Genomic DNA, 21,109 nt, shown 5'->3' with positions numbered 1-21,109 from the left:
TCCATGCATCAAATCCATGATAGTGGCTGAATTCCGTCAGCTTAATCCGTTCTTCGCCTTCCTAGCGGTGTCCTTGGTGACTTCCTAGTCTGCTAACCATCCACGTTAGCGCGCTTCACTTGTTCCTTGAGCGGTGTCCTTTACATCATCCTGATGTTCAGTCCTTGCCTCGTCCAGAGGTGTCCATCGTCTTTCCTTAGTAGTAACCATCCTAGCTACTATTGCGTCCATTCAATGTCCAATTTGCTTTCCGTGCCGACCATTCATCCTGAGCAGTCGTCTCTTCATCCTGAAGATGACCAATCCGTGGTGCTTTCCTGTTCCGTGTCAGAATCCTTCCGACAAGGTTCATATTACCCATCTCTAATTTATCGGCAATGCTAGAGAAACTCTTTTTTCGCAAAGGGTTTCTCTAGCTGGTTATTATTTTATTTAAAATCAATTGTTTAGGTTTTTTGGTGTTGATTTTCCTACTCAAAAAGCGATATTTGCTCACTCGTTTGTAAGAGATCTCGCACAAAAATGGGCGCGAATCGCTGCATCAATGGCTAAGGCTAAGCAGCGCTTGCAATAAAATAAGTCCACCGATGAGCGTAAAAATGATGCCACATACCGCATCAATATACACAGTGAGTGATTGCAAACGTTTTTGTAGGCGGGCGGTGGAGAGCATCCACGCCAAGGTTGAGAACCACATAAAAGAGAGCCCCCAAAGAATCAGCAAGGCGATACCTTTACCTGAAAAGGACATCCCCACAGGCACTAAACTCGACATTAAGCTGATAAAAAAGACCAAAGCTTTTGGATTAAAAATATTGGTGATAAAACCGCGGGAAAAGGCTTGGCGTTGATTTTCGATCAGCTTGTAGCGCTCATTGTTGACTCCGACAGCTTGTGGCGATCGCCAGGTTGTGTAGATGGATTTGAGTGCGCCCAAGCCTAAATAGAATAAATACCCCCCGCCGGCCAGTTGCACCATCGCAAACAGTGCGGGTTGTTGATGCACCAAATAGCTTATCCCTGTGAGGCTAAGCAATGAGTGAATGACAATGCCACATGATAACCCTAGCGCAATAAAAACTCCGGTTCTGCGACCGTAACGGGTGGCATTTTGTACCACCAGTGCCACATCTGGGCCGGGGCTTAATAATGCCATAAAATGTACGCCAGCCAATGTGGCCAATATGGAAAGTTCGTTCATGTATTCTCCTCATGTTTTACGGTGAGTATGCGTGGAGAAAACGTACTTGCCTTGTAAATTTCTGACAGTTTGGTTAGTAAAGTGTGCGATTGATGGCGGAGGGGGGCAGGCCAAAGGTTGCTTTGAACGCCTTACTGAAATGGGCTTGATCATAAAAACCGACTTGATAGGCGACTTCAGTGCTAGAGGTGCCGGTTTTCAACAATTTCATCGCTTGCTCTAAACGTAAACGCAATAACCACGCATAAGGTGTGATGCCCGTTTGCGCCTTGAAATGGCGCTGAAACTGAGTGGGTGAAAGCTGACAAAGCTGAGCGAGTTGTTCAAGGCGGATTGGTTGGTCGAGTTGACTGAGTACCCACTCTTTCAGCGTGGCGAGGTTGCGCTGGCCAAGCGGTTTAACCTCCGGCAGTTTCAAGTGGCTATAGCGTTCAAGTAAAGGTGTGAACCCTTGGTAGGGTAAGCAATCTTTAGCGAGTTGACTGAGCTTATCCTGCTTCATGGTGTGATGAAGTTGCAGCAGTGAGCAAAAAAGTGGCGCGTCATCGACTATTAACTGCTCAAAACCCAGCACTTGTTCAATCTGCTTGGCTTCTAAGGTTTGCTGTAGCCAAGTAGGTTCAATAGCAAACACTTGCACTTGGTAGCCAGAGCTATTGTGCGCTTGCCCATCGTGCAGTTCATCTGGCGACATCAGAACTACGCCGCCCCGTTGTACCTGATGCCAAGCGCCTTGGTGGTAGAAGCGCTGTGTTCCTTGAGTGATAAGGCCAATATGAATATCAAGATGGTAGTGGCGATCAAACGCAAACTGACGATAGTCTGCATCAATCAGACCGATCGCAGGATAGGCCGTTTGGCTGTAGCTCACTTTATCCATAGAGACCAAAATTTAGGGTTGAATAATGCAAGCTTAGCCAGCCATGTCGCCACTGTCTTGTAAAAAATGATCACAGAACCCTCGATCGCTTTGACGAACGAGGGGAATAAACAATCCTAATTAAACGGATGCCCGTTGAGCGCGTCGCGCGGTTCGGCCTGTTTTTAAACCATCAAAACTGAACAGCAACAATGCAGCCCAAATAAAGGCAAAAGTAATGGCTTTATCACTAGAGAAGGCTTCACCGTAAACCAAGACCGCGAGCAAAAACATCAAGCTTGGGCCGATGTATTGGAAGAAACCCAGCGTTGAAAGTTTTAAACGCGTTGCTGCTCCTGTGAAACAAAGCAAAGGCAAGGTCGTGATGACGCCAGCTGCGATCAGCAGTAGGTTGAGGTTAAGCGGATTGAGCGCCATATCTGAAGTTGACGAGCTGGCGATAAACAACAGATAAATCAACGCCGCGGGTAACATTACCAAGGTTTCGATAAACAAACCTGTTTGGGCATCAACCGCCACTTTTTTACGCAGTAAGCCATACAAGCCAAAAGTGGTCGCCAAAGCGATGGCGACCACAGGAATCGAACCAAACACAATTAACTGAATGGCCACACCAATGGTGGCTAGCGCTACCGCGACCCACTGCAGTTTGCGTAATCGCTCACCAAGAAAAAGCATGCCGAGCACCACATTGAGCAGCGGGTTAATGTAATAACCTAAACTGGCATCTAACATATGATTAGCATTGATCGCCCAGATGAAAATTAACCAGTTCACCGCAACCAGACAAGCGGTGGTCATTAGATAGATCATCTTTGATTTATGAGTAATCACACTGCGTACACTACGCCAGTTGCGGCCAAAATGAAGTAGTGCTGCTAACAAGAAAAACGACCACACTACGCGGTGAGTGAGGATCTCAAGTGCAGGAACATTGTTGATTGCTTTAAAATAGATCGGTGCGATGCCCCACATAGTGTAAGCACCAATAGCGAGTAAAACGCCTTGTCTGGAGCGTTGTTGTTCTTCTGCGGTCATGATGAATTCTCAAAGGAGTGAAGTGCTGAGCCAGCGAAACGATTCGACAGTATATACTGTTCCTCAAGTAAGTTGCAGCTTTGTTAATCGACCGCCTACTCGGGAGTTTGAGTGGCGAATAATGGCCGAGAATCAAGTGATTCGCTTTACCGCTACATTTTGCGGTTTTATTCACCATCGAACCCCACTACAATAAGACGCTTTGCGGTATAGCGGTTGCTCTACCCCTTTTGTTCACCCTTGGAAATTTCATGACCGCAACGTTAATGGCTCAACAAACCGATCCTCAACCTGAGACACCGCACAGTATTTTACAGACTGTGTTCGGTTATCAGTCGTTTCGTGTCGGCCAGCAAGAGGTGATTGACGCTTCGTTAGCGGGGCAAGATAGCTTAGTTATCATGCCAACGGGTGGGGGGAAATCGCTCTGTTATCAGATCCCTGCGTTAGTCAAAGAGGGTATCACTTTAGTCATCTCGCCGCTTATTTCGTTGATGAAAGATCAAGTGGATCAGCTCAAAGCCAACGGTGTCGCGGCTGAGTGTATTAATTCAAGTATGTCACGTGAGATGCTGATGTCGGTGTATAACCGAATGAATGCAGGGCAACTGAAGCTGATTTACGCGTCGCCTGAGCGTGTTTTGATGTCCGATTTCATCGAACGCTTGCAGCAGTTGCCATTGGCGATGATTGCCGTGGATGAAGCACACTGTATTTCTCAATGGGGGCACGATTTTCGCCCTGAGTATGCGGCGTTAGGCCAACTTAAACAGCATTTTTCACACGTGCCTTTTATGGCACTGACGGCAACGGCCGATGACGCCACGCGCGTGGATATTTTGCACCGTTTGCAGTTGCAAGAACCGCACGTCTATCTGGGCAGCTTTGATCGTCCTAATATCCGCTATACCTTGGTCGAAAAGCACAAACCGGTTTCACAGGTGATCCGCTATCTTGATACGCAAAGAGGACATTGCGGCATCATTTACTGTGGCAGTCGCAAAAAAGTAGAAATGCTGACAGAGAAACTGTGCAACAACCATTTACGAGCGGCCAGTTACCATGCGGGTATGGACGCCGATGAGCGCGCTTATGTGCAAGAAGCATTTCAGCGTGATGACATTCAGATAGTGGTTGCTACCGTCGCATTTGGAATGGGGATTAATAAACCCAACGTGCGTTTTGTGGTGCATTTTGATATTCCGCGCAACATCGAATCTTACTATCAAGAGACCGGGCGCGCAGGGCGAGACGGTTTGCCAGCTGAAGCGATGATGCTCTATGATCCGGCCGACATCAGTTGGCTGCGTCGAATGTTAGATGAGAAGCCGGAAGGGCCACAAAAGCAGGTGGAAAGCCATAAGTTGGGCGCGATGAGCGCTTTTGCTGAAGCACAAACTTGCCGCCGCCAAGTGTTGCTCAATTATTTTGGTGAATATCGAGACAAACCTTGCGGCAACTGCGATATCTGCCTTGATCCCCCCAAGCATTTCGATGCCACGCAAGAGGCGCAAAAAGCATTATCGTGCGTTTATCGCGTCAACCAAAGTTTCGGTATTGGTTATGTGGTGGAAGTGATGCGCGGTATGCAAAATATCCGTATTCGTGAAAATGGCCACGACAAGCTCACTACTTACGGCATTGGTCGCGATCATAGCCATGATTATTGGGTGAGTATTTTCCGTCAGTTGATCCATAAAGGGTTGTTGCAGCAAAACATTACTCGCAATTCGACCTTGCAGTTGACGGAAGAGGCGCGGCCGCTGTTGCGTGGAGAAATGCCATTAGAGTTAGCTATTCCACGCTTAGACACAGCCGCTCGTGCGGCGAAATCAGATAAGTTATCCAACAAAAACTACGACAAACCACTGTTTGCCAAATTGCGTAAATTGCGTAAATCGATTGCTGATGAAGATGGCCTACCGCCTTACGTGGTCTTTAGCGATGCGACCTTAATTGATATGGCGGAAATATTGCCCACTTCGTACGGAGAAATGCTGGCCGTTAATGGTGTTGGGCAGCGCAAGCTTGAAAAATACGCCGACCCATTTTTAGACCTGATTCAGGAGCACTTAACCCACCATGGCTGAGTTCGGTTTAGCACACAATTTACAAGATGAAGGGCGACTCGTCCTGAGTACACCGCGTTTTGATGTCGATACTTTTCCTGCACTAGGCGAGCGTTTGGTCAAGCAGCTTTCGGCTACAGTGATAGAAAAACAGTGGGATGCGGACGTTCACTCATGGTTGATTGATTTTGAAGGTTGCTTACTTTTTCTCAAAGCCGAGCATTACAGCGAGTCGGTTTGGCTTGAAGCACTTGCCATCAAAGAGAGCCAAGAAGAGTTGGCGTTTCTCGCTCAATTATTAGCGCGAGGTTTCTAAGCGTGTAGATCAACTCTGCATATCCGCCTTTTGGTCCTTCATTATTAAGCCGCCATTGCTTATGATTAGGCAAACATCAAGGAGGCTGGCGTGAAATTTGAGTCGATTCATCAAGAAGTTATCTCCGTTGAGCGTTTTACATGGCGCTGCTTACGCTATGCGGCGATCGCTGCGTTACTGCTGTTGACTGGCCTCATTCCCGGAGTGGTGGGTTTTGTCTACCTAGCTGATCTCCCAGCGGCGCAAGCGTGGTTGAATGCGCTTTCGATGGTCAGTGGCCTCGAGCTTCCCTACCCGATAATCAATCTGCATCTTGCGCCGAGCTTGCATCTCTTTTTAGCCTTTTACAGCTTATTTATCGAAACGGTCTTTTTCGTTTCATTGGCTACCTTATTTGCGCCGATCATTCATCGCGTTTTTCATCGCATGCACTGCATTGAAGAGAGCGATTAGTTCCGTTAAAAGATTTGACGAATATCAGATGAAATGTCTTGGATCAATTGACGCGCCGACTCGTCTCTTTGCTGTACAAGAGTAATAAACAACAGGTCGGTTAGAACATTCTGCGCGGTGCGAGAGGCGATGGATGAGCTGCGATGTTCATTTTCATCGGCAATCGTATCAAAAGAGAGATCGGCTAATTCACGTAATCGATTTTTCTTCGGAGAGGTGAGCGCAATAACGCTTGCTCCTTGCTGCTTGGCCGTTTCTGCGGCAATCAAAATCTCTTTTCTCTCTCCTGAAAATGAAATCACAATTTGAACATCTTGCGCACCTAGCGTGCGTGCGGTGGCGATTTGTACGTGGCTATCTTGTTCTGTGAGCGCGGTGATGCCTAATTTCAGGAGCTTAAAAGCCAAATCTTTTGCGGTGAGCGCCGAGCCGCCGATACCGATAATTTGCACGCGGCTGGCGAGGTTTATCCACTGTACCGCTTGGTTGAAATGGGGAAATGAAAGCGCGTTGGTGGTGTGAAACATCGCCTCTGTTTTCGCTTGCACCAATTTTTGTGCGATCACCGCCAGTGGGTCGTCAGCCAGAATATTGCTGTGCAGTGGCGTGGTCTGAAACGCCAATTTACGGCCAAGCTCTTCGGCCAGCGCTAACTTAAACTCACTGTAGCCCCTAAAGCCAATTTTCTGGGTAAATTTGACAATGCTCGATTGGCTGACTTTTGCGTGTTCGGCCAATGCTTGGCTAGTGGCGAGCGCGGCTTTTTCTGGATGAGCGATGATCCAATCGGCGATTTGTAATTCACTGCGAGAGAGTTGAGTGCGGCGGCTGACGATTTTATGCATCACAGACATGCGCGATCCTTGTATTGTTTTGAATAAATTATTCCAAATTTAAAATAACGACACATTGGCATAGTAGCTTGTATTGGCTAGTCTTTTGCTCAGACATTTAAAATATTTCGGTGCATTGTAGGCCATTATTCCATGTAATGGCTGGTCAAAGAATAACCTTTGTTGTGATTTTTGTCACTAAAATGGAATATTTTATTCCATAGAATCGCCCTCAGTTCCGAATTCAAACCGAGAAATAGACGATGAACCTAGACCTAACCCAGTTAGTTACCGAAAGCCGTAACCCTGCCAGTGCTGACATTGACACCCTTTCCACCTTAGAGATGTTGCAAGTCATTAACCGTGAAGATCAACTGGTCGCGTTGGCGGTTGAAAAAACCTTACCGCAGATAACGCAAGCGGTGGATGCCATTACCTTGGCATTTCAAGCGGGTGGACGTTTGATCTACATGGGAGCGGGAACCTCCGGTCGCTTGGGGATTTTAGATGCTAGCGAGTGCCCACCCACCTACGGCTCTGACCCTAAACAAGTGGTTGGGCTTATTGCGGGCGGACACCCAGCGATTCTTAAAGCGGTTGAAAATGCCGAAGACAATGTTGAGCTTGGGCAAAGCGATCTGAAAAATATTAATTTGACCCGCAACGATGTGGTGGTGGGTATCGCCGCCAGTGGTCGCACACCCTATGCGCTAGGCGGCATGGCTTACGCTAAATCACTGGGTGCAACGGTTGTGGCGGTAGTGTGCAACCCAGATTGCGCGATGCAGCACGCGGCTGACATTGCCATTGTGCCTGTGGTGGGCGCGGAAGTAGTCACGGGCTCTTCACGTATGAAAGCGGGCACGGCGCAAAAACTGGTGCTTAACATGTTAACCAGCGGCGCGATGATTCGTTGCGGTAAAGTGTTTGGCAACCTCATGGTCGATGTCGAGGCGACCAACGCTAAGTTGATTCAGCGCCAAAATAACATCGTGGTCGAAGCGACAGGTTGCAGCAAAGAGGAAGCAGAACAAGCACTGAGCGCCTGCCATCGTCACTGTAAAACCGCCATTGTAATGATTCTTGCGGGGCTAAGCGCCGAGCAAGCGACGCAAAAACTGGCCAAGCATAATGGTTTTATTCGCGCGGCACTGAATGATCAATAACCCGACTGGATCTATCCAAGGATGTCCCAATGGCAAAAATAACCTCAAATATGATCGCCAAGCTGCTTAGTGCAGTCGGTGGTAGTGGCAATATCGGTAAGTGTGGTAACTGCATGACGCGCTTACGTTTAACATTAAATAATACGGCATTGGCCGATCAGGCTCTGCTGAAAACCCTTCCCGGCGTAATGGGCGTGGTGGAGAGTGACCAACAACTGCAGATCATTTTAGGCCCGGGCAAAGCGCAAACGGCGGCCGATATGATGAATGAGATGATCGCCAACGGTGACTGTGCTGAGACGGATGTGGCCGTAACTGCCGATCTATCCGCGATTGCTGCTGAGCAGAAAAAGCAGATGAAGAGTAAACAGACCAGCGGCGTACAACGTTTTTTAAGCAAATTTGCGACCATTTTTACGCCGCTGATCCCCGGTTTCATTGCTGCGGGTTTGTTGCTTGGTTTTGCCACTTTGCTGGAGCAAATGTTCGTTATCGATCAATCGCCTAGCCAGTTTATGCTCGATCTCATTACTTATATGAAAGTGTTTGGTAAAGGGCTATTTGCTTTCTTGAGTATTTTAATTGGTTATAACGCGCAGCAAGCCTTCGGTGGCTCGGGTGTTAATGGTGCCATTTTAGCTTCGCTGTTTGTGCTGGGGTATAACCCAGAGGCGACAACGGGTATCTACTCGGGTATGAGTGAATTCTTTGGCTTCGCCATTGACCCACGCGGCAACATCATCGGGGTACTATTGGCCTCTATTTTGGGCGCGCAAGTAGAACGTAAAGTGCGCCAATACATGCCTGATGATTTGGATATGATCTTAACCTCTGTGGTGACGTTACTCATTATGGGCGCGGTGACTTTCTTGGTGATCATGCCGATTGGTGGTGAGCTGTTTAAAGGCATGTCATGGTTGTTTTTGAACCTCAATGATAACCCGTTGGGCGCGGCGTTACTGTCGGGTTTGTTCTTAATTTCGGTGGTGTTTGGTATTCACCAAGGATTTGTGCCAGTCTATTTTGCGCTGATGGATGTACAAGGTTTTAACTCTCTGTTTCCTATTTTGGCGATGGCGGGCGGCGGCCAAGTGGGTGCGTCACTGGCACTCTATTTCAAAGCGAATAAAGATGCGTTGCTGCGCACGCAAGTGAAAGGGGCGATCATTCCCGGTATTTTGGGGATTGGCGAACCACTGATTTATGGCGTGACCTTGCCGCGGGTTAAACCGTTTGTCACCGCTTGCATTGGTGGGGCGGCGGGCGGTTTCTTTGTCGGCTTAGTTTCTTACCTTGGTTTGCCAGTAGGATTAAATACGGTGTTTGGCCCGTCAGGCATTGTCGCCATTCCATTGATGACTTCCGAGCAAGGAATTTTTGCTGGGATGATGGTATTTGTTGGCGGTCTTTTAATTTCCTACACTGTTGGTTTTCTCGCGACCTACTTTTTTGGCTGCAAAGATGTCGATTTAAGCTAACTCACCCCCCCTATGTATGGTATGCAAAATACCTAAACTCGAAAGTGAGGGTATTGGGTGAAATAGCGCGGCCTTTAGCACATCTTCTTTCTCTGTTGGATGTGTCTAAAGGCCTTTTATTTGGCCTAAAGAGCATCCACTACGCAAGTTCGCCTATAAAACCACCCGTTTGATGCGCCCATAGCTGAGCATAAACGCCTTGTTGTTGCAGCAACTCTTGGTGTGAGCCTTGTTCAATGATTCGTCCTTCATCCAGCACAATTAAGCGATCCATGGCAGCAATGGTTGATAAACGGTGCGCAATGGCGATCACGGTTTTGTTTTCCATCAGCGTTTCAAAATTTTCTTGAATAGCCGCTTCCACTTCTGAATCTAGGGCCGAGGTGGCTTCATCCATGATCAGAATCGGTGCATTTTTTAATAGCACTCTGGCAATCGCAATGCGTTGGCGTTGGCCGCCAGAGAGTTTGACACCGCGTTCTCCCACTTGAACATCGTAGCCGAGGTTGCCATTCTCATCCTGCAACTGCGCGATAAAATCATGAGCATGCGCTTGACGGCTTGCTTCTATCAGCGCCTCTTCCCCGGCATCTGGGTTGCCATAGAGAATGTTGTCGCGGATTGAGCGGTGCAACAGAGAAGTATCTTGCGTGATCATACCAATGTGTTGGCGCAATGAATCTTGGCTAACCTGCGAAATATCTTGCCCATCAATGCAGATTTTGCCGCCATTCAAATCGTAAAATCGCAGCAGTAAGTTAACCAGTGTGGATTTACCCGCGCCCGAACGACCCACTAACCCCACTTTTTCGCCCGCTTTTAACTCAAAGTTAAGAGCCTCAAACACAGTGTTCTCTTGTCCATAGTGAAAGTGAACGTTATGGAAGCTGATTTGCCCTTGCGTTACTTGCAGTGGCGGCGCATTGGCTACATCCGTTATGGTTACTGGTTGCGACAAGGTATTCATTCCATCCACCACAGTACCGATATTTTCAAATAGTGCACTCACTTCCCACATGATCCATTTCGACATGCCTTGTACGCGCAGCGCAATGCTAATCGCAATCGCAATGACACCGACAGTCACTGAGGCATCGAGCCACAAATTGATTGATAAAGCGGCGATAGAAAACAGCAGTAAATAGTTGATGGCGTCAACACTCCACAACAGGCACGTCACCATGCGCATCTGTTGGTACACGGTGTTCAAAAACCGTTTCATGCTGCTTTTGGCGTACTGCATTTCTCGCTGTGAATGGGAAAACAGTTTCACGGTGGCAATGTTGGTGTAACTGTCGACTATGCTGCCCGTCATCGTTGAGCGAGCATCGGCTTGATCGGTCGCTACTTTTTTCATCTTGGGAATGAAATACAATTGAATGATGATGTAGGCCACGAGCCAAATCAGAATCGGGATCATCAAGATGCGGTCAGATTCGCCCATCATCCAAATCATCGAGACGAAGTAGACCGCGATGTAAACCAGTACATCGACCAGTTTCATCACTGTTTCTCGCACGGCGAGGGAGCTTTGCATCACTTTGGTGGCAATTCGCCCCGCGAAATCGCGTTGGAAAAAACTGACGCTCTGTTTGAGTAAGTAGCGGTGGATCATCCAACGTATCGACATCGGGTAATTACCCAGTAGCGTTTGGTGCATGATCATGGAGTGGAAGAAAGCCAGCAGCGGCATAATGACCACCACCAGCGCGGCCATTACCCACAAGCGGTCACTCTGATCAGCCCAGAATGTGGCACGTTGTTGGCTGCCAAGCATATCAACCAATTCACCCATATAGCGAATGAGGGTGACTTCGGCAATCGCCACACAAGCACTGAGCAGTGACATGACCAATAACGGTACTTCAAAACCCCGCGTGTAATGACGGCAGAAGGCTAATAAGGAGTTAGGCGGTTGTTGCGGCTCTTCTTTAGGAAACGCCGTCGTGAGATTTTCAAACCATTGAAACATAGGTGATCAACTTATGGTGATGTGCGAGTGAGATTCATTCTTATTTTTATCTGTTAAATATTGAATTTATCAGTAAAATGACGGGCAATAATAATGATAATAAAAACGTTTCTCAAACTAATTAAAGCAGGAGGTATCCTTTAATGGATCTCATTCGCCCAAGCTTGCTGGGGACAGCAATTCACAACATATTAAAAATCAGCGCATTACCTTGTCTGTTCATGGTTTCGGCTACGGCACAAGCTGAGCAAACACCGCCACCAGTTTTAGACACGATCGTGGTAACGGCATCGGCATTGAAAGTTGATACCCCGACACAAGAAACTGCAAAGTCGGTCACTGTCATTGAACGTGATGAACTGGACCAGCATAACGTACAAAAACTGGATGAAGCATTGCGCTATACGCCGGGATACACCTCACCTTATGGCGCGGATAACGACGCCGAATGGATGTTTGTGCGTGGTTTTGAACCGAGTGTCTATCTCGATGGTAACCGTCTTTATAAAGAAGGTTTCTTTGCTTGGACGGTTGAACCCTTTGGTTTAGAGCGAGTTGAATTGGTGAAAGGCCCGTCTTCGGTGCTGTATGGTGAGTCCATGCCGGGCGGTATTGCCAACGTGGTGCAGAAAAAGCCGACTGATGGCGCGCAGCATTCCGTATCTCTGTCGGTGGGGAATAAAAATTACCAGCAGTTGGGTGTCGATATTGCCGATTGGGCCAACCAAGATGGCAGCCAGCGCTACCGCCTCGTGGCGATGGTTAATCAAAAAGAGGGTGAACTGGATGGCATTGAGAGCCAGCGCGTTTATGTTGCGCCAAGCTACGCTATCGATTTATCAGATCAAACTACGCTAACGCTGATGGCCTCTTTCTTGAAAGATAACGGCGTGCCACAAAACGGTTTCTTCCCAAGCGATGGCACATTAGTGGCGCTGCCCAATGGTGAGACGATTGCGCCTAACCGCAACTTTGGCGAGCCGGATCACGATGATTTCGATAAAACACAACTGTCGTTCGGCTACCAACTCTCTCATCAACTGAACGACACTTGGAGCCTCAAGCAAAACTTCAACTACGCCTATGTTGATCTGTACCTACGAAGCTCTTCGGCCTATCAAAATGCTTGGCAAGACAGCGACCCATACACATTGGCACGTTATACCTTGATCAATGATGGTGATGCACACAGCGTAACCTTAGATAACAACGCCCAAGCACAGTGGCAAAGTAGCCAATTTGAGCACCGCTTACTGACCGGGTTTGACATTCAGTATCACCAAAATAAATGGCTGGGTAATGGCACTGGTTCACAGGTGGGCGTGATCAACAGCCTTAATCCGACCTACGGCAATGTGCCAGATCTTTCAAGCAGCTTGTATGACAATGAGATTGTCAAACAGCAACTGGGTGTGTACGCGCAATATCAAACGAAGTGGCAACAGAAATGGGTGCTGAATTTAGGTGGCCGCTACGACAAAATTGATGTTGAAAGCAAAGGTTTGAATAAAGATGAGCTTGATGATGGCCAACTGTCATTAAACAGCGGTTTGATCTATTTAGCCGATAACGGTTTGTCACCTTATGTGAGCTACTCAGAATCTTTCTATGTGATCAGCAGCTTAGATTTCACCACCAACAAACTCTACAAACCCGTTGAGAGCAACCAAACCGAGGTGGGTGTGAAATACATGCCAAGCTGGCTCGATGGCTATGTCAATCTGGCGTGGTTTGATATCGATCAGAAAAACGCAACCGCCTCTACCGTCGGCAGCAATGGCGCGTTAACCACCAGTCAATCGGGCACAAAAACCAATACGCAAGGGTTCGAAGTGGAAGCTCGCATGGCTGTGACAGAGAATCTGATGCTGAATGCCAGCTACACCTATCTCGATGCTCATACGGGTGAAGGAACGAGCCAGAAGCGCAAGTCGATGATTCCGCGCCACTTAGCGACAGGTTGGGCGAGCTATGATTTTGCAGGCCTTGGAATTGAGGGGCTGACGTTGGGCTCTGGCGTGCGTTATACCGGAACGTCTGTGGATGCCTCGCTCGATAAAAAGGTGCCTGCTTATATGCTGTGGGATGCAATGGCAAGCTACGCCATCAATACACAGTGGGATGTGCAGGTTAACCTCAATAATATTTTGGATGACGAGTCCCTTGCTGGTTGTGATTTCGGAACCTGCTATTACGGCGAATCACGCCGTATGGTGGCAAGCGTGAATTACCGCTGGTAAGTCAGCATGAACTCACCTTCGCTGAAGGTGAGTTTGACGGTTTTTGAACATTCCCGCGCCGGCGGGGATGTGTGTTTTAGGTGGTTCGATTTTTGGGGGAGAGTGATGTTTACCTTATCAAATGTTCAAGTGGTACGCGGTGGACGAAGCATTTTATCGATTGAATCACTGAATATTCCCACCACAGAGTTAACTGTGGTACTCGGCCATAATGGCTCTGGTAAATCCACGCTGGTGAGTTTGATTTCTGGTCAGCAAGCACCTGACCGTGGCGACGTGTTACTTAACCAGCAGCCGATTGCCGAGCTCAGCGCCAGAGCGCTGGCTAAAGCGGTGGCGTTTTTACCACAAAAATTGCCAACTTCAGCGGGGTTAACGGTACGAGAGTTAGTGCGCCTTGGGCGTTTTCCGTGGCGTGGTCCTTTTGGTCGCTGGCAAAATCAGGATGAAGTGATCATCGATCAAGCGATCGCCCAAACCGGCGTCACTGAATTTGCCTATACCTTGGCAGATGAATTGTCTGGCGGTGAAAGGCAACGCGCTTGGGTGGCGATGCTGTTGGCGCAGCAGTCTCCGGTGCTGATTTTAGATGAGCCAACCTCAGCGTTAGATGTGCAGCACCAATATCAGTTAATGGCTCTGCTTGCGCAATTAAACCAGACACAAGGCTGTGGAATTATCGTCATTTTGCATGATCTGAACCTTGCGCTACGTTACGCGACCCACATTGTCGCGCTCAAGCAGGGCAAGGTTGCATTTGAAGGCGATGCCTCTTTATTGGCCGATGAAGCACGTTTATCGGCGCTTTATCAAACGCCGATCCAACTGCTGGATCACCCAATGTCCAATTCAGATTCTCACACGCATAAGGTCGCGATTGTATGTGCTTAAACCTTGTAAAGCGCTGGCTGGTTGCTGGCTTACTCTCTGTTTTTTCGAGTGTCGCTTTTAGCGCGCCATTGACCGTACACGACAGCCGCGGAGAGCAAACTCTACAGCAGCGGCCACAACGTGTGGTGGTGCTCAATTGGGATTTACTTGAGCAAGTGATTGAACTGGGTATCACACCCGTTGGCGCGCCAGAGCTTGCCAGTTATCAAGATTGGGTTGTCAAACCGCAAGTGCCGAAAGGGGTAGAAGATATCGGCACGCGCGTTGAACCCAATTTGGAAAAAATTGCTGCACTAAAACCAGATCTCATTCTCGCCGCTGCGCCGCAGCAAGATTTAATCACACCGTTAGAGCGCATTGCTCCGGTGCTCTATTTCTCTAATTTTCAAGCCAGTGATGACAGTGGCGCAGTCGCGATTGACCATTTTCGCCAATTAGCGCAGCTCTTTGACAAGCAAGCGCTCGCCGAGCAAAAACTGACCACAATGACGGAACGTTTTGCGCAGTTAAGAGCACAAATTGACATCGCATTTTCTCATCAAACACCCGCAGTGGTGGCGATGCGTTTTGCTAATCCAACCTCGGTGTTCCTTTACGGTGAAAACTCCACCACTCATTATGTGTTGAAGCAATTGGGCTTGCATGAAGCGCTGCCTCAGCCCGCCAAAGAGTGGGGGATTGTGCAACATCGGTTAACGGATCTGCAGTATGTTGAGCAAGGTTATGTGCTCTATTTCTTGCCATTTGCCCAGCAAGCACAGCTAGAAAAATCAATGCTTTGGCAAGCGATGCCGTTTGTGCGTCAAGCGCGAGTGAACTCGGTTGAGAGTGTCTGGAACTACGGCGGCGCGATGTCACTACAATACATTGCAGAAGCGCTGACATGCAGTTTGCTTGAGGTTGCGCCTAAGTCATGAACGGAAAAGTGTTTCTCGCACTGAGTAGTGCGCTGCTGCTTGTGGCGATGCTCAGTGTGCAAATTGGCAATGGCGTTGATCTAGTCACGCAATGGCAACTGTTGTGGGCGCAACGTGAAGCGAGCTCTTTTGCTGAGTTCAATTTCCTATATGGTCAATTGCCCCGTTTGGTGATGACGTTGCTGGTGGGCGCGATGTTAGGTTTGGTCGGCAGTGTGATGCAACAACTGACGCAGAATAACCTCACTTCACCATTGACGCTGGGCACCTCATCTGGAGCTTGGCTGGCGCTGATTATTCTCAACATTGGTTTTCCAAGCCTAGTTGCCAGTTACAGCGCGTTGGCGGCAATGAGTGGTGCTTTGCTCGCATTTGCGTTGATCGTGGTGATTGCTGGTGTGCGTAACATGACGGGCTTGCCGTTAATTGTGGCAGGCATGGTGGTGAACCTGCTACTTGGCGCGATTGCGACGGCACTGATTCTACTCAATGAACAATACGCCAAAAACGTCTTCATGTGGGGCGCGGGCGATCTGGCGCAAAATGGCTGGGATTGGGTGCAGTGGTTGCTGCCGCGGTTATCGGTCTCCTTATTGATTTTACTGTTTGCACCAAGGGTTCTGACGTTATTGCGTTTAGGTCATCAAGGTGCTGCGGCTCGTGGTCTGCCTGTCATTCCTGCATTTTTAATCTTAATGGTGCTCGGGATTTGGTTGGTTTCAGCCTCGATTACAGCGGTGGGCGTCATCAGTTTTATCGGGCTACTCACGCCAAACATCGCCCGAGCTATGGGAGCAAGAACGCCCAAGCAAGAGCTCTATTCGAGCTTACTGCTTGGCGCGTTACTGCTTTTATTAACCGATATGCTCGCAATGTGGTTGAGCCTATGGACTACGCAAGTCATCGCCAGCGGTATCACAGCCGCGGCGATTGGCGCGCCCGCATTGATCTGGTTTAGTCGCCGTCAGCTCAAGGCGCAAGATACTTTGACTATCTCACTGCCTCAGTCGCGCGCATCATTAAGCCGTGTCGCACTATTGGGGTTGTTGCTAATGATGCTAGCAGCACTTGGGTTGCATACGTTGTTTCAAATGAACGAACTCAGTTGGCAATTGGCGCTGCCAAGCAGCTATCAGTGGTCATTACGCTGGCCGCGCATGCTCACCGCATTGTGTGCCGGTATTGGTCTTGCCCTAGCAGGTAGCATTTTGCAACGTTTGATATACAACCCGTTAGCCAGCCCAGATATTTTAGGGGTCTCGTCAGGGGCGACGTTTGCGTTGGTGTTTGCCAATCTCTTTTTAGGTCAAAGCTTGTTAGCCGCTCATTGGGTGACAGCGTTGTTGGGTAGTTTGCTGGTGTTGGCGGCATTAGTTGTGCTGGGTAAGCGCCATCAATACGCCGCGTCGAGTTTGATTTTAACCGGGATAGCCATCACCGCATTACTTGAATCCTTAGTGCAATTTTGCTTGGCTAAAGGGTCAGAAGACAGTTATCGAATTTTACAGTGGTTAGCAGGCTCAACCTATCGCGTTACGCCTGAGCAAGCGCTGTTGCTGACCGTTTTGGTGCTGTTGCTGGCCGCGGCCACCATCGCGCTGTCGCGTTGGCTAACTTTAATCTCCATTGGTCGTCGTTTTGCCAGTGCGCGCGGCGTTAATGCGCAAAGCACCAGTTTGATTTTATTGACCATTGTGGCGCTGTTATGTGCGCTGGTGACGGCGACGATGGGGCCAGTGTCGTTTGTGGGTTTGATCGCGCCGCACATGGCGATGATGCTAGGCGCACAGCAAAGTAAAACCCAACTGCTGGTGGCAAGTTTAGTCGGTGCATCATTAATGTTGTGGGCGGATTGGCTCGGACAGGTGATCGTTTATCCGATGCAAATTGCGGCTGGCACGCTCGTGGCGATTCTCGGTGGGAGCTATTTCTTGCTGTTACTGTTGGTCAATCGTTCAAAATAAGCTCAGTCTATTTACCATTGGCATCGATAGTGTTAACGAATAGCCCTGTGAATACAGGGCTTGCGGCTATTTTTTGGTGATTTTATCTAAATAACCCATCGCAAAGGCCGATAAGACAAAGGTAATGTGCAGCAGTAAGTACCACTTGATTTTTTCACTGTCGATATTTTCAGTGTTCATGAAGACTTTCAGCAAATGAATTGAGGAGATGGCGACAATCGATGCCGAAACCTTATTTTTCAACGATCCTGTGTCTAATTTTCCGAGCCAGCCGAGCTTATCATCCTCTTCGGCGATATCAATTTTAGAGACAAAATTCTCATAGCCTGAAAACATTACCATCACAATCAACCCACCAACCAATGAAATATCAATCAAAGAAAGTGTCACTAAAATCAGGCTGACTTCATCGGTGCTCAAGATGTTAGGTAGCAGATGAAACACTTCTTGGAAAAATTTAATGCCTAATGCCAGCAGCACTAAACTTAACCCCAAATAGATAGGGGCCATAATCCAGCGTGCTGAATAGAGTAGTTTTTCGACGATATTTTCCATAATTATTCCGTTTATGATCTCCACGAAGTATGTGGAATAAGGGGTGATGATACTGTGTTTTCTTGTGATTTGGCTACGTTATTGCACCAAGTTTTTGTAGAGCAATATAAGCCAGCCAAGCTGATATTCAAGTGGGCGTGATACGCGTTTGATCACCATTGCATGATGTTGAAAATATTGTACTGTTTTGTATGGAATTGTCTTGATGTATTTATAAATTCAATAAATGGGTGATAATAAGCGCTCAATTCGAATGAGTGTCGTTCCATACATACTGAGAATCTTAATTTGCGTAATATTCTATTTTTTCACCCATTGAGCTTATTATTGCTGCTTGTCATATCGGCCAGTTCGCTATCGACGGAGTTACCTAAAAGTCATCGCATTCACGAAGGTCAGCTTGAAAACGGCTTAAGGTACCAATTAGTCGATAACACCACACCTGCTCATGCTGTCATTATGCGTATGCGCATTGCGGGTGGTTCTTTAGTCGAGTCAGAGCAAGAACAAGGCTTGATGCATCTTTTAGAACACATGGCGTTTAAAGGTTCGGACTCTGTAGCCGAAGGGGAGATGATTCGCCAACTTGAACGTTTAGGATTAAGTTTTGGATCCGATACCAATGCGGTGACTCAATTCAATCAAACCGTGTATGAGTTCAATATTGCTCAAGGAGACTCACAAAAAGTAGCAACTGGTTTGTGGCTTATGAGAGAGATTGCGGATCGCCTTAAGCTTGAGCCAAAGGCGTTGGAGCAAGAAAAACCGGTTGTTGTGGCGGAATGGAAAGAGAGAAATTCCGCTGATGTTGAGAATTATCGTCAACAACTTAGTTTCTTATATCCGAGGAGCCCTTTGTCAAAACGTTTGCCAATTGGTGATCTCGATGTAGTAAAACATGCTAGTTCAGAGCAGTTACGTTCACTCTATCAACGTTTTTATACGCCAGAACGTACCACGATCATTGTGGTGGGAGACCTTGATGTTGCTCAGGCCGAAGAGCAGATCAAACGACTTTTTTCTAACTGGGTACCTCACCGGGATGCAGTACCGCTACGGGCTGACCATTTGATGTTGCCTGCAGTAAGGACACACTTGCAAGCTGATGCTTTCTTTGATGCTCGTTTGCCGACCCAAATTTCGCTTGGTGTGATTGCACCACAAGAGCGACAAGCTGATAGCGTTGAAAGTCGCCATGAAATGATCCTTGAATCAATATTGTCGAACTTACTCTACCAACGCTTACTTCCCCATCTGATAGACCAAGAGGGGATAACGAATGCTTTTGTTAATATTGAACAAGATTTCGGTATCGCATCACGGATGGAATTGTCACTGGTAACCTTGCCCGAGCAGTGGCGGCATGGGCTGACATTACTTGAACAGACGGTGCGACAAGCGATTCGATACGGTTTTAATCAGGGCGAAATTGATCAAGCGATCAAGGCAATACATGCTGATTATCAGCAAAGAGCAGCAAGTAGCGATACCTTGCATAGTTTTTCGATTGCGCAAGGCCTAGTGACAAGTGATGCTCAGCAATTTGTCCCGATTGAACCGACGTTCGCGCTTGCTCTTTTTGAAGCTTATCAACCTCAAATCACCGCAGCTCGATTGCACGACCTGCTTACAGAACGTTGGCAAGGTAAGCCGTGGATTTATCTTTCTGGGCCATACAAGGTTGAGAAAATTAATCAAGCGCTACTCGATGTATATGAACAAAGCCAAAAACAGCCAGTAGAGCCTTATCAAATATCATCGGTCGAGGCATTTGCCTACCGTGAATTTGGTGAGGCGGGCACGCTCGTTCACGACAAGCGAGATCCCGAAACGGGGATTCGGATGTTGAAATTTGCCAATGGCGTTAAGCTCAACATCAAGCCAACCGAGTTAGAGAAAAACGTCATCTACCTCAATCTTTCATTAGGTTTTGGTGAATATCCGTTACCTAGAAAAGAAGGCATTCAGGCACTGTTTAATGATGGCTTTGTTGCTGGTGGGTTAGAGCAGCATTCGTTTCAGCAGTTAATTCATCTCTTTTCTGCTGCCAATGTGACGACGGGGTTCAATGTTGGAACGCTTGGTTTTGCGAGTCAGGATTTCACCAATCAAGCGTCGCTTGACCAACAGTTAGCACTGCAAACGGCATTTTTAACGAGCCCGGGCTGGCGAGAAGAGGGGATGAACCAATTTCGTCAACGAGTACTGGCAGCGAGTAACAGCCAGAACACGACGCCAGAAGAGGCATTTTGGACGGTATTACCTGAATTATTGCACCCTGACGACCCACGATTTCGTAGCCATGACGAGGAACTGTTAAAGCGTCATTTTTCAGAATTAGCCCCAGTGTTTGCCTCGGCGGTAGATAAAGGCCTTTTAGAAATTGCCATTGTGGGTGATCTTGACGAAGAGAAAACGATTCAATCGGTTGCTAAAACACTGGGCGCTTTGCCGCGTCATCCAGAAAAAGAGCTGCAAGTTGAGCGCGTTGAGTTTCCATCATTGCCTGCTTCACATATTGTTGAGCATCAAGGTTCAGCCAATGCCGCGGCACTGGCTTGGCTGTGGCCAACGACTGATAAGGTGAATGCCGAACACTACGCAAAACTGATGCTGCTTGAAGAGGTTCTCAGTATTTTGTTGACGGAAGAAGTGAGAGAAAAGGCTGGCGCGAGTTACTCACCTTACCCATTTAGCAGCAATGATTTCCTTCCCACAGGATTTGGTTATTTGGGGCTGTTCAGTGTGACAGACACAACGCAACTTAAATTAGTGGAAGAGAGTTTCGATGCGGTATTGTCTCGAGTGAAAGCTGATCATGGCATTGATGCTGATATGTTGCAACGAGCGAAACAACCGCTTCTACAATGGTTAGATAGCCTGCCAGAAAAGAATGTATTTTGGCTTGATATCGCATCGCTAGCTCAAACTTATCCGCATCGCTATAGTCGTTGGCAGGAGGTTCGTCACGCCATCAATCAGGTGAGTACGAATGATCTGCGTCATGTTGCTAATCAATATTTACAAGCAGACAAACGACTGAGTGTTAAGATATTACCCAGCACTACCTCTGCAATCTCAAAATAAAATGAGCCTCCTATCGGGGGCTCATTTTTATGATGAAACTTATCACTTT

16 protein-coding genes are annotated in these 21,109 nt (G+C 47.8%); 10 read left to right on the top strand and 6 right to left on the bottom strand.

Annotated features, from left to right (window positions below):
• Window positions 1–541 precede the first annotated feature (541 nt).
• The 3 genes from AACQ42_RS10820 to rarD form a co-directional block, all read right to left on the bottom strand.
• Window positions 542–1,201: a LysE family translocator gene (locus tag AACQ42_RS10820; RefSeq protein ID WP_069212055.1), complete on the bottom strand. Its 660-nt coding sequence runs from the start codon at window positions 1,199–1,201 to the stop codon at window positions 542–544.
• A gap of 73 nt (window positions 1,202–1,274) precedes the next feature.
• Window positions 1,275–2,081: an AraC family transcriptional regulator gene (locus AACQ42_RS10815; RefSeq protein ID WP_176429684.1), complete on the bottom strand. Its 807-nt coding sequence runs from the start codon at window positions 2,079–2,081 to the stop codon at window positions 1,275–1,277.
• Window positions 2,082–2,201: 120 nt separating this feature from the next.
• On the bottom strand, window positions 2,202–3,119 hold the full coding sequence (rarD, locus tag AACQ42_RS10810; RefSeq protein WP_094165816.1) for an EamA family transporter RarD: 918 nt from the start codon (window positions 3,117–3,119) through the stop codon (window positions 2,202–2,204).
• Between the two features lie 251 nt (window positions 3,120–3,370).
• Here rarD and recQ point away from each other — a divergent pair, with 251 nt between their 5' ends.
• The 3 genes from recQ (at window position 3,371) to AACQ42_RS10795 (ending at window position 5,957) form a co-directional block, all read left to right on the top strand.
• On the top strand, window positions 3,371–5,209 hold the full coding sequence (recQ, locus tag AACQ42_RS10805; protein ID WP_094165815.1) for an ATP-dependent DNA helicase RecQ: 1,839 nt from the start codon (window positions 3,371–3,373) through the stop codon (window positions 5,207–5,209).
• A complete protein-coding gene (locus AACQ42_RS10800; RefSeq protein ID WP_094165814.1) occupies window positions 5,202–5,504 on the top strand; it encodes a DUF3630 family protein in 303 nt (100 codons plus the stop codon). The genes recQ and AACQ42_RS10800 overlap by 8 nt, the downstream gene beginning before the upstream one ends.
• A gap of 90 nt (window positions 5,505–5,594) precedes the next feature.
• Window positions 5,595–5,957 carry a hypothetical protein gene (locus AACQ42_RS10795; protein WP_017043038.1) on the top strand — a complete coding sequence of 121 codons (363 nt, stop codon included), beginning with the start codon at window positions 5,595–5,597 and terminating at the stop codon, window positions 5,955–5,957.
• A 5-nt stretch (window positions 5,958–5,962) separates the two neighbouring features.
• Here the strand turns inward: AACQ42_RS10795 and AACQ42_RS10790 are convergent, their stop codons facing one another.
• A complete protein-coding gene (locus AACQ42_RS10790; RefSeq protein ID WP_094165813.1) occupies window positions 5,963–6,811 on the bottom strand; it encodes a MurR/RpiR family transcriptional regulator in 849 nt (282 codons plus the stop codon).
• Between the two features lie 242 nt (window positions 6,812–7,053).
• On the opposite strand from AACQ42_RS10790, the gene murQ reads away from it, so the two are divergent.
• On the top strand, window positions 7,054–7,956 hold the full coding sequence (gene murQ, locus AACQ42_RS10785; RefSeq protein ID WP_094165812.1) for an N-acetylmuramic acid 6-phosphate etherase: 903 nt from the start codon (window positions 7,054–7,056) through the stop codon (window positions 7,954–7,956).
• Between the two features lie 29 nt (window positions 7,957–7,985).
• Window positions 7,986–9,434, top strand: coding sequence for a PTS N-acetylmuramic acid transporter subunit IIBC (gene murP, locus AACQ42_RS10780; protein ID WP_094165811.1), 1,449 nt, complete (start codon window positions 7,986–7,988; stop codon window positions 9,432–9,434).
• 139 nt (window positions 9,435–9,573) lie between these two features.
• On the opposite strand, the gene AACQ42_RS10775 is transcribed toward murP, so the two are convergent.
• Window positions 9,574–11,406 (bottom strand): ABC transporter ATP-binding protein, encoded by a 1,833-nt coding sequence (locus AACQ42_RS10775; protein WP_017045934.1) that lies wholly within the window; start codon window positions 11,404–11,406, stop codon window positions 9,574–9,576.
• A gap of 143 nt (window positions 11,407–11,549) precedes the next feature.
• On the opposite strand from AACQ42_RS10775, the gene AACQ42_RS10770 reads away from it, so the two are divergent.
• The 4 genes from AACQ42_RS10770 (at window position 11,550) to fhuB (ending at window position 17,418) form a co-directional block, all read left to right on the top strand.
• Window positions 11,550–13,646 (top strand): TonB-dependent siderophore receptor, encoded by a 2,097-nt coding sequence (locus AACQ42_RS10770; RefSeq protein ID WP_094165810.1) that lies wholly within the window; start codon window positions 11,550–11,552, stop codon window positions 13,644–13,646.
• Between the two features lie 105 nt (window positions 13,647–13,751).
• Window positions 13,752–14,537 (top strand): ABC transporter ATP-binding protein, encoded by a 786-nt coding sequence (locus AACQ42_RS10765; RefSeq protein ID WP_026028190.1) that lies wholly within the window; start codon window positions 13,752–13,754, stop codon window positions 14,535–14,537.
• Complete coding sequence (locus AACQ42_RS10760) at window positions 14,528–15,454, top strand: iron-siderophore ABC transporter substrate-binding protein (RefSeq protein WP_094165809.1); 927 nt, start codon at window positions 14,528–14,530, stop codon at window positions 15,452–15,454. Before AACQ42_RS10765 ends, AACQ42_RS10760 begins: the two co-directional genes overlap by 10 nt.
• The gene (gene fhuB / locus AACQ42_RS10755) at window positions 15,451–17,418 is read left to right on the top strand and encodes a Fe(3+)-hydroxamate ABC transporter permease FhuB (protein WP_094165808.1); all 1,968 of its coding nucleotides are present in this window, start codon (window positions 15,451–15,453) and stop codon (window positions 17,416–17,418) included. The genes AACQ42_RS10760 and fhuB overlap by 4 nt, the downstream gene beginning before the upstream one ends.
• 66 nt (window positions 17,419–17,484) lie before the next feature.
• On the opposite strand, the gene AACQ42_RS10750 is transcribed toward fhuB, so the two are convergent.
• Window positions 17,485–17,973, bottom strand: coding sequence for a TIGR00645 family protein (locus AACQ42_RS10750; protein ID WP_017045929.1), 489 nt, complete (start codon window positions 17,971–17,973; stop codon window positions 17,485–17,487).
• A 288-nt stretch (window positions 17,974–18,261) separates the two neighbouring features.
• Here AACQ42_RS10750 and AACQ42_RS10745 point away from each other — a divergent pair, with 288 nt between their 5' ends.
• Complete coding sequence (locus AACQ42_RS10745) at window positions 18,262–21,060, top strand: M16 family metallopeptidase (RefSeq protein WP_094165807.1); 2,799 nt, start codon at window positions 18,262–18,264, stop codon at window positions 21,058–21,060.
• The last annotated feature ends 49 nt before the right edge of the window (window positions 21,061–21,109 follow it).

Origin of the sequence: Vibrio sp. V12_P9A6T4, from assembly GCF_963874835.1 — a bacterium.
Lineage (GTDB): Bacteria > Pseudomonadota > Gammaproteobacteria > Enterobacterales > Vibrionaceae > Vibrio > Vibrio anguillarum.
The sequence above is the reverse complement of the archived record's forward strand: the minus strand, read 5'-3'. Positions and strand labels throughout refer to the sequence as shown.

Bases quoted from the DNA above. Each gene is read 5' to 3' on its own strand.
- AACQ42_RS10820 (WP_069212055.1), bottom strand. From the start codon at position 1,201: ATGAACGAACTTTCCATATTGGCCACATTGGCTGGCGTACATTTTATG.
- AACQ42_RS10815 (WP_176429684.1), bottom strand. From the start codon at position 2,081: ATGGATAAAGTGAGCTACAGCCAAACGGCCTATCCTGCGATCGGTCTG.
- rarD (WP_094165816.1), bottom strand. From the start codon at position 3,119: ATGACCGCAGAAGAACAACAACGCTCCAGACAAGGCGTTTTACTCGCT.
- recQ (WP_094165815.1), top strand. From the start codon at position 3,371: ATGACCGCAACGTTAATGGCTCAACAAACCGATCCTCAACCTGAGACA.
- AACQ42_RS10800 (WP_094165814.1), top strand. From the start codon at position 5,202: ATGGCTGAGTTCGGTTTAGCACACAATTTACAAGATGAAGGGCGACTC.
- AACQ42_RS10790 (WP_094165813.1), bottom strand. From the start codon at position 6,811: ATGTCTGTGATGCATAAAATCGTCAGCCGCCGCACTCAACTCTCTCGC.
- murQ (WP_094165812.1), top strand. From the start codon at position 7,054: ATGAACCTAGACCTAACCCAGTTAGTTACCGAAAGCCGTAACCCTGCC.
- murP (WP_094165811.1), top strand. From the start codon at position 7,986: ATGGCAAAAATAACCTCAAATATGATCGCCAAGCTGCTTAGTGCAGTC.
- AACQ42_RS10775 (WP_017045934.1), bottom strand. From the start codon at position 11,406: ATGTTTCAATGGTTTGAAAATCTCACGACGGCGTTTCCTAAAGAAGAG.
- AACQ42_RS10770 (WP_094165810.1), top strand. From the start codon at position 11,550: ATGGATCTCATTCGCCCAAGCTTGCTGGGGACAGCAATTCACAACATA.
- AACQ42_RS10765 (WP_026028190.1), top strand. From the start codon at position 13,752: ATGTTTACCTTATCAAATGTTCAAGTGGTACGCGGTGGACGAAGCATT.
- AACQ42_RS10760 (WP_094165809.1), top strand. From the start codon at position 14,528: ATGTGCTTAAACCTTGTAAAGCGCTGGCTGGTTGCTGGCTTACTCTCT.
- fhuB (WP_094165808.1), top strand. From the start codon at position 15,451: ATGAACGGAAAAGTGTTTCTCGCACTGAGTAGTGCGCTGCTGCTTGTG.
- AACQ42_RS10750 (WP_017045929.1), bottom strand. From the start codon at position 17,973: ATGGAAAATATCGTCGAAAAACTACTCTATTCAGCACGCTGGATTATG.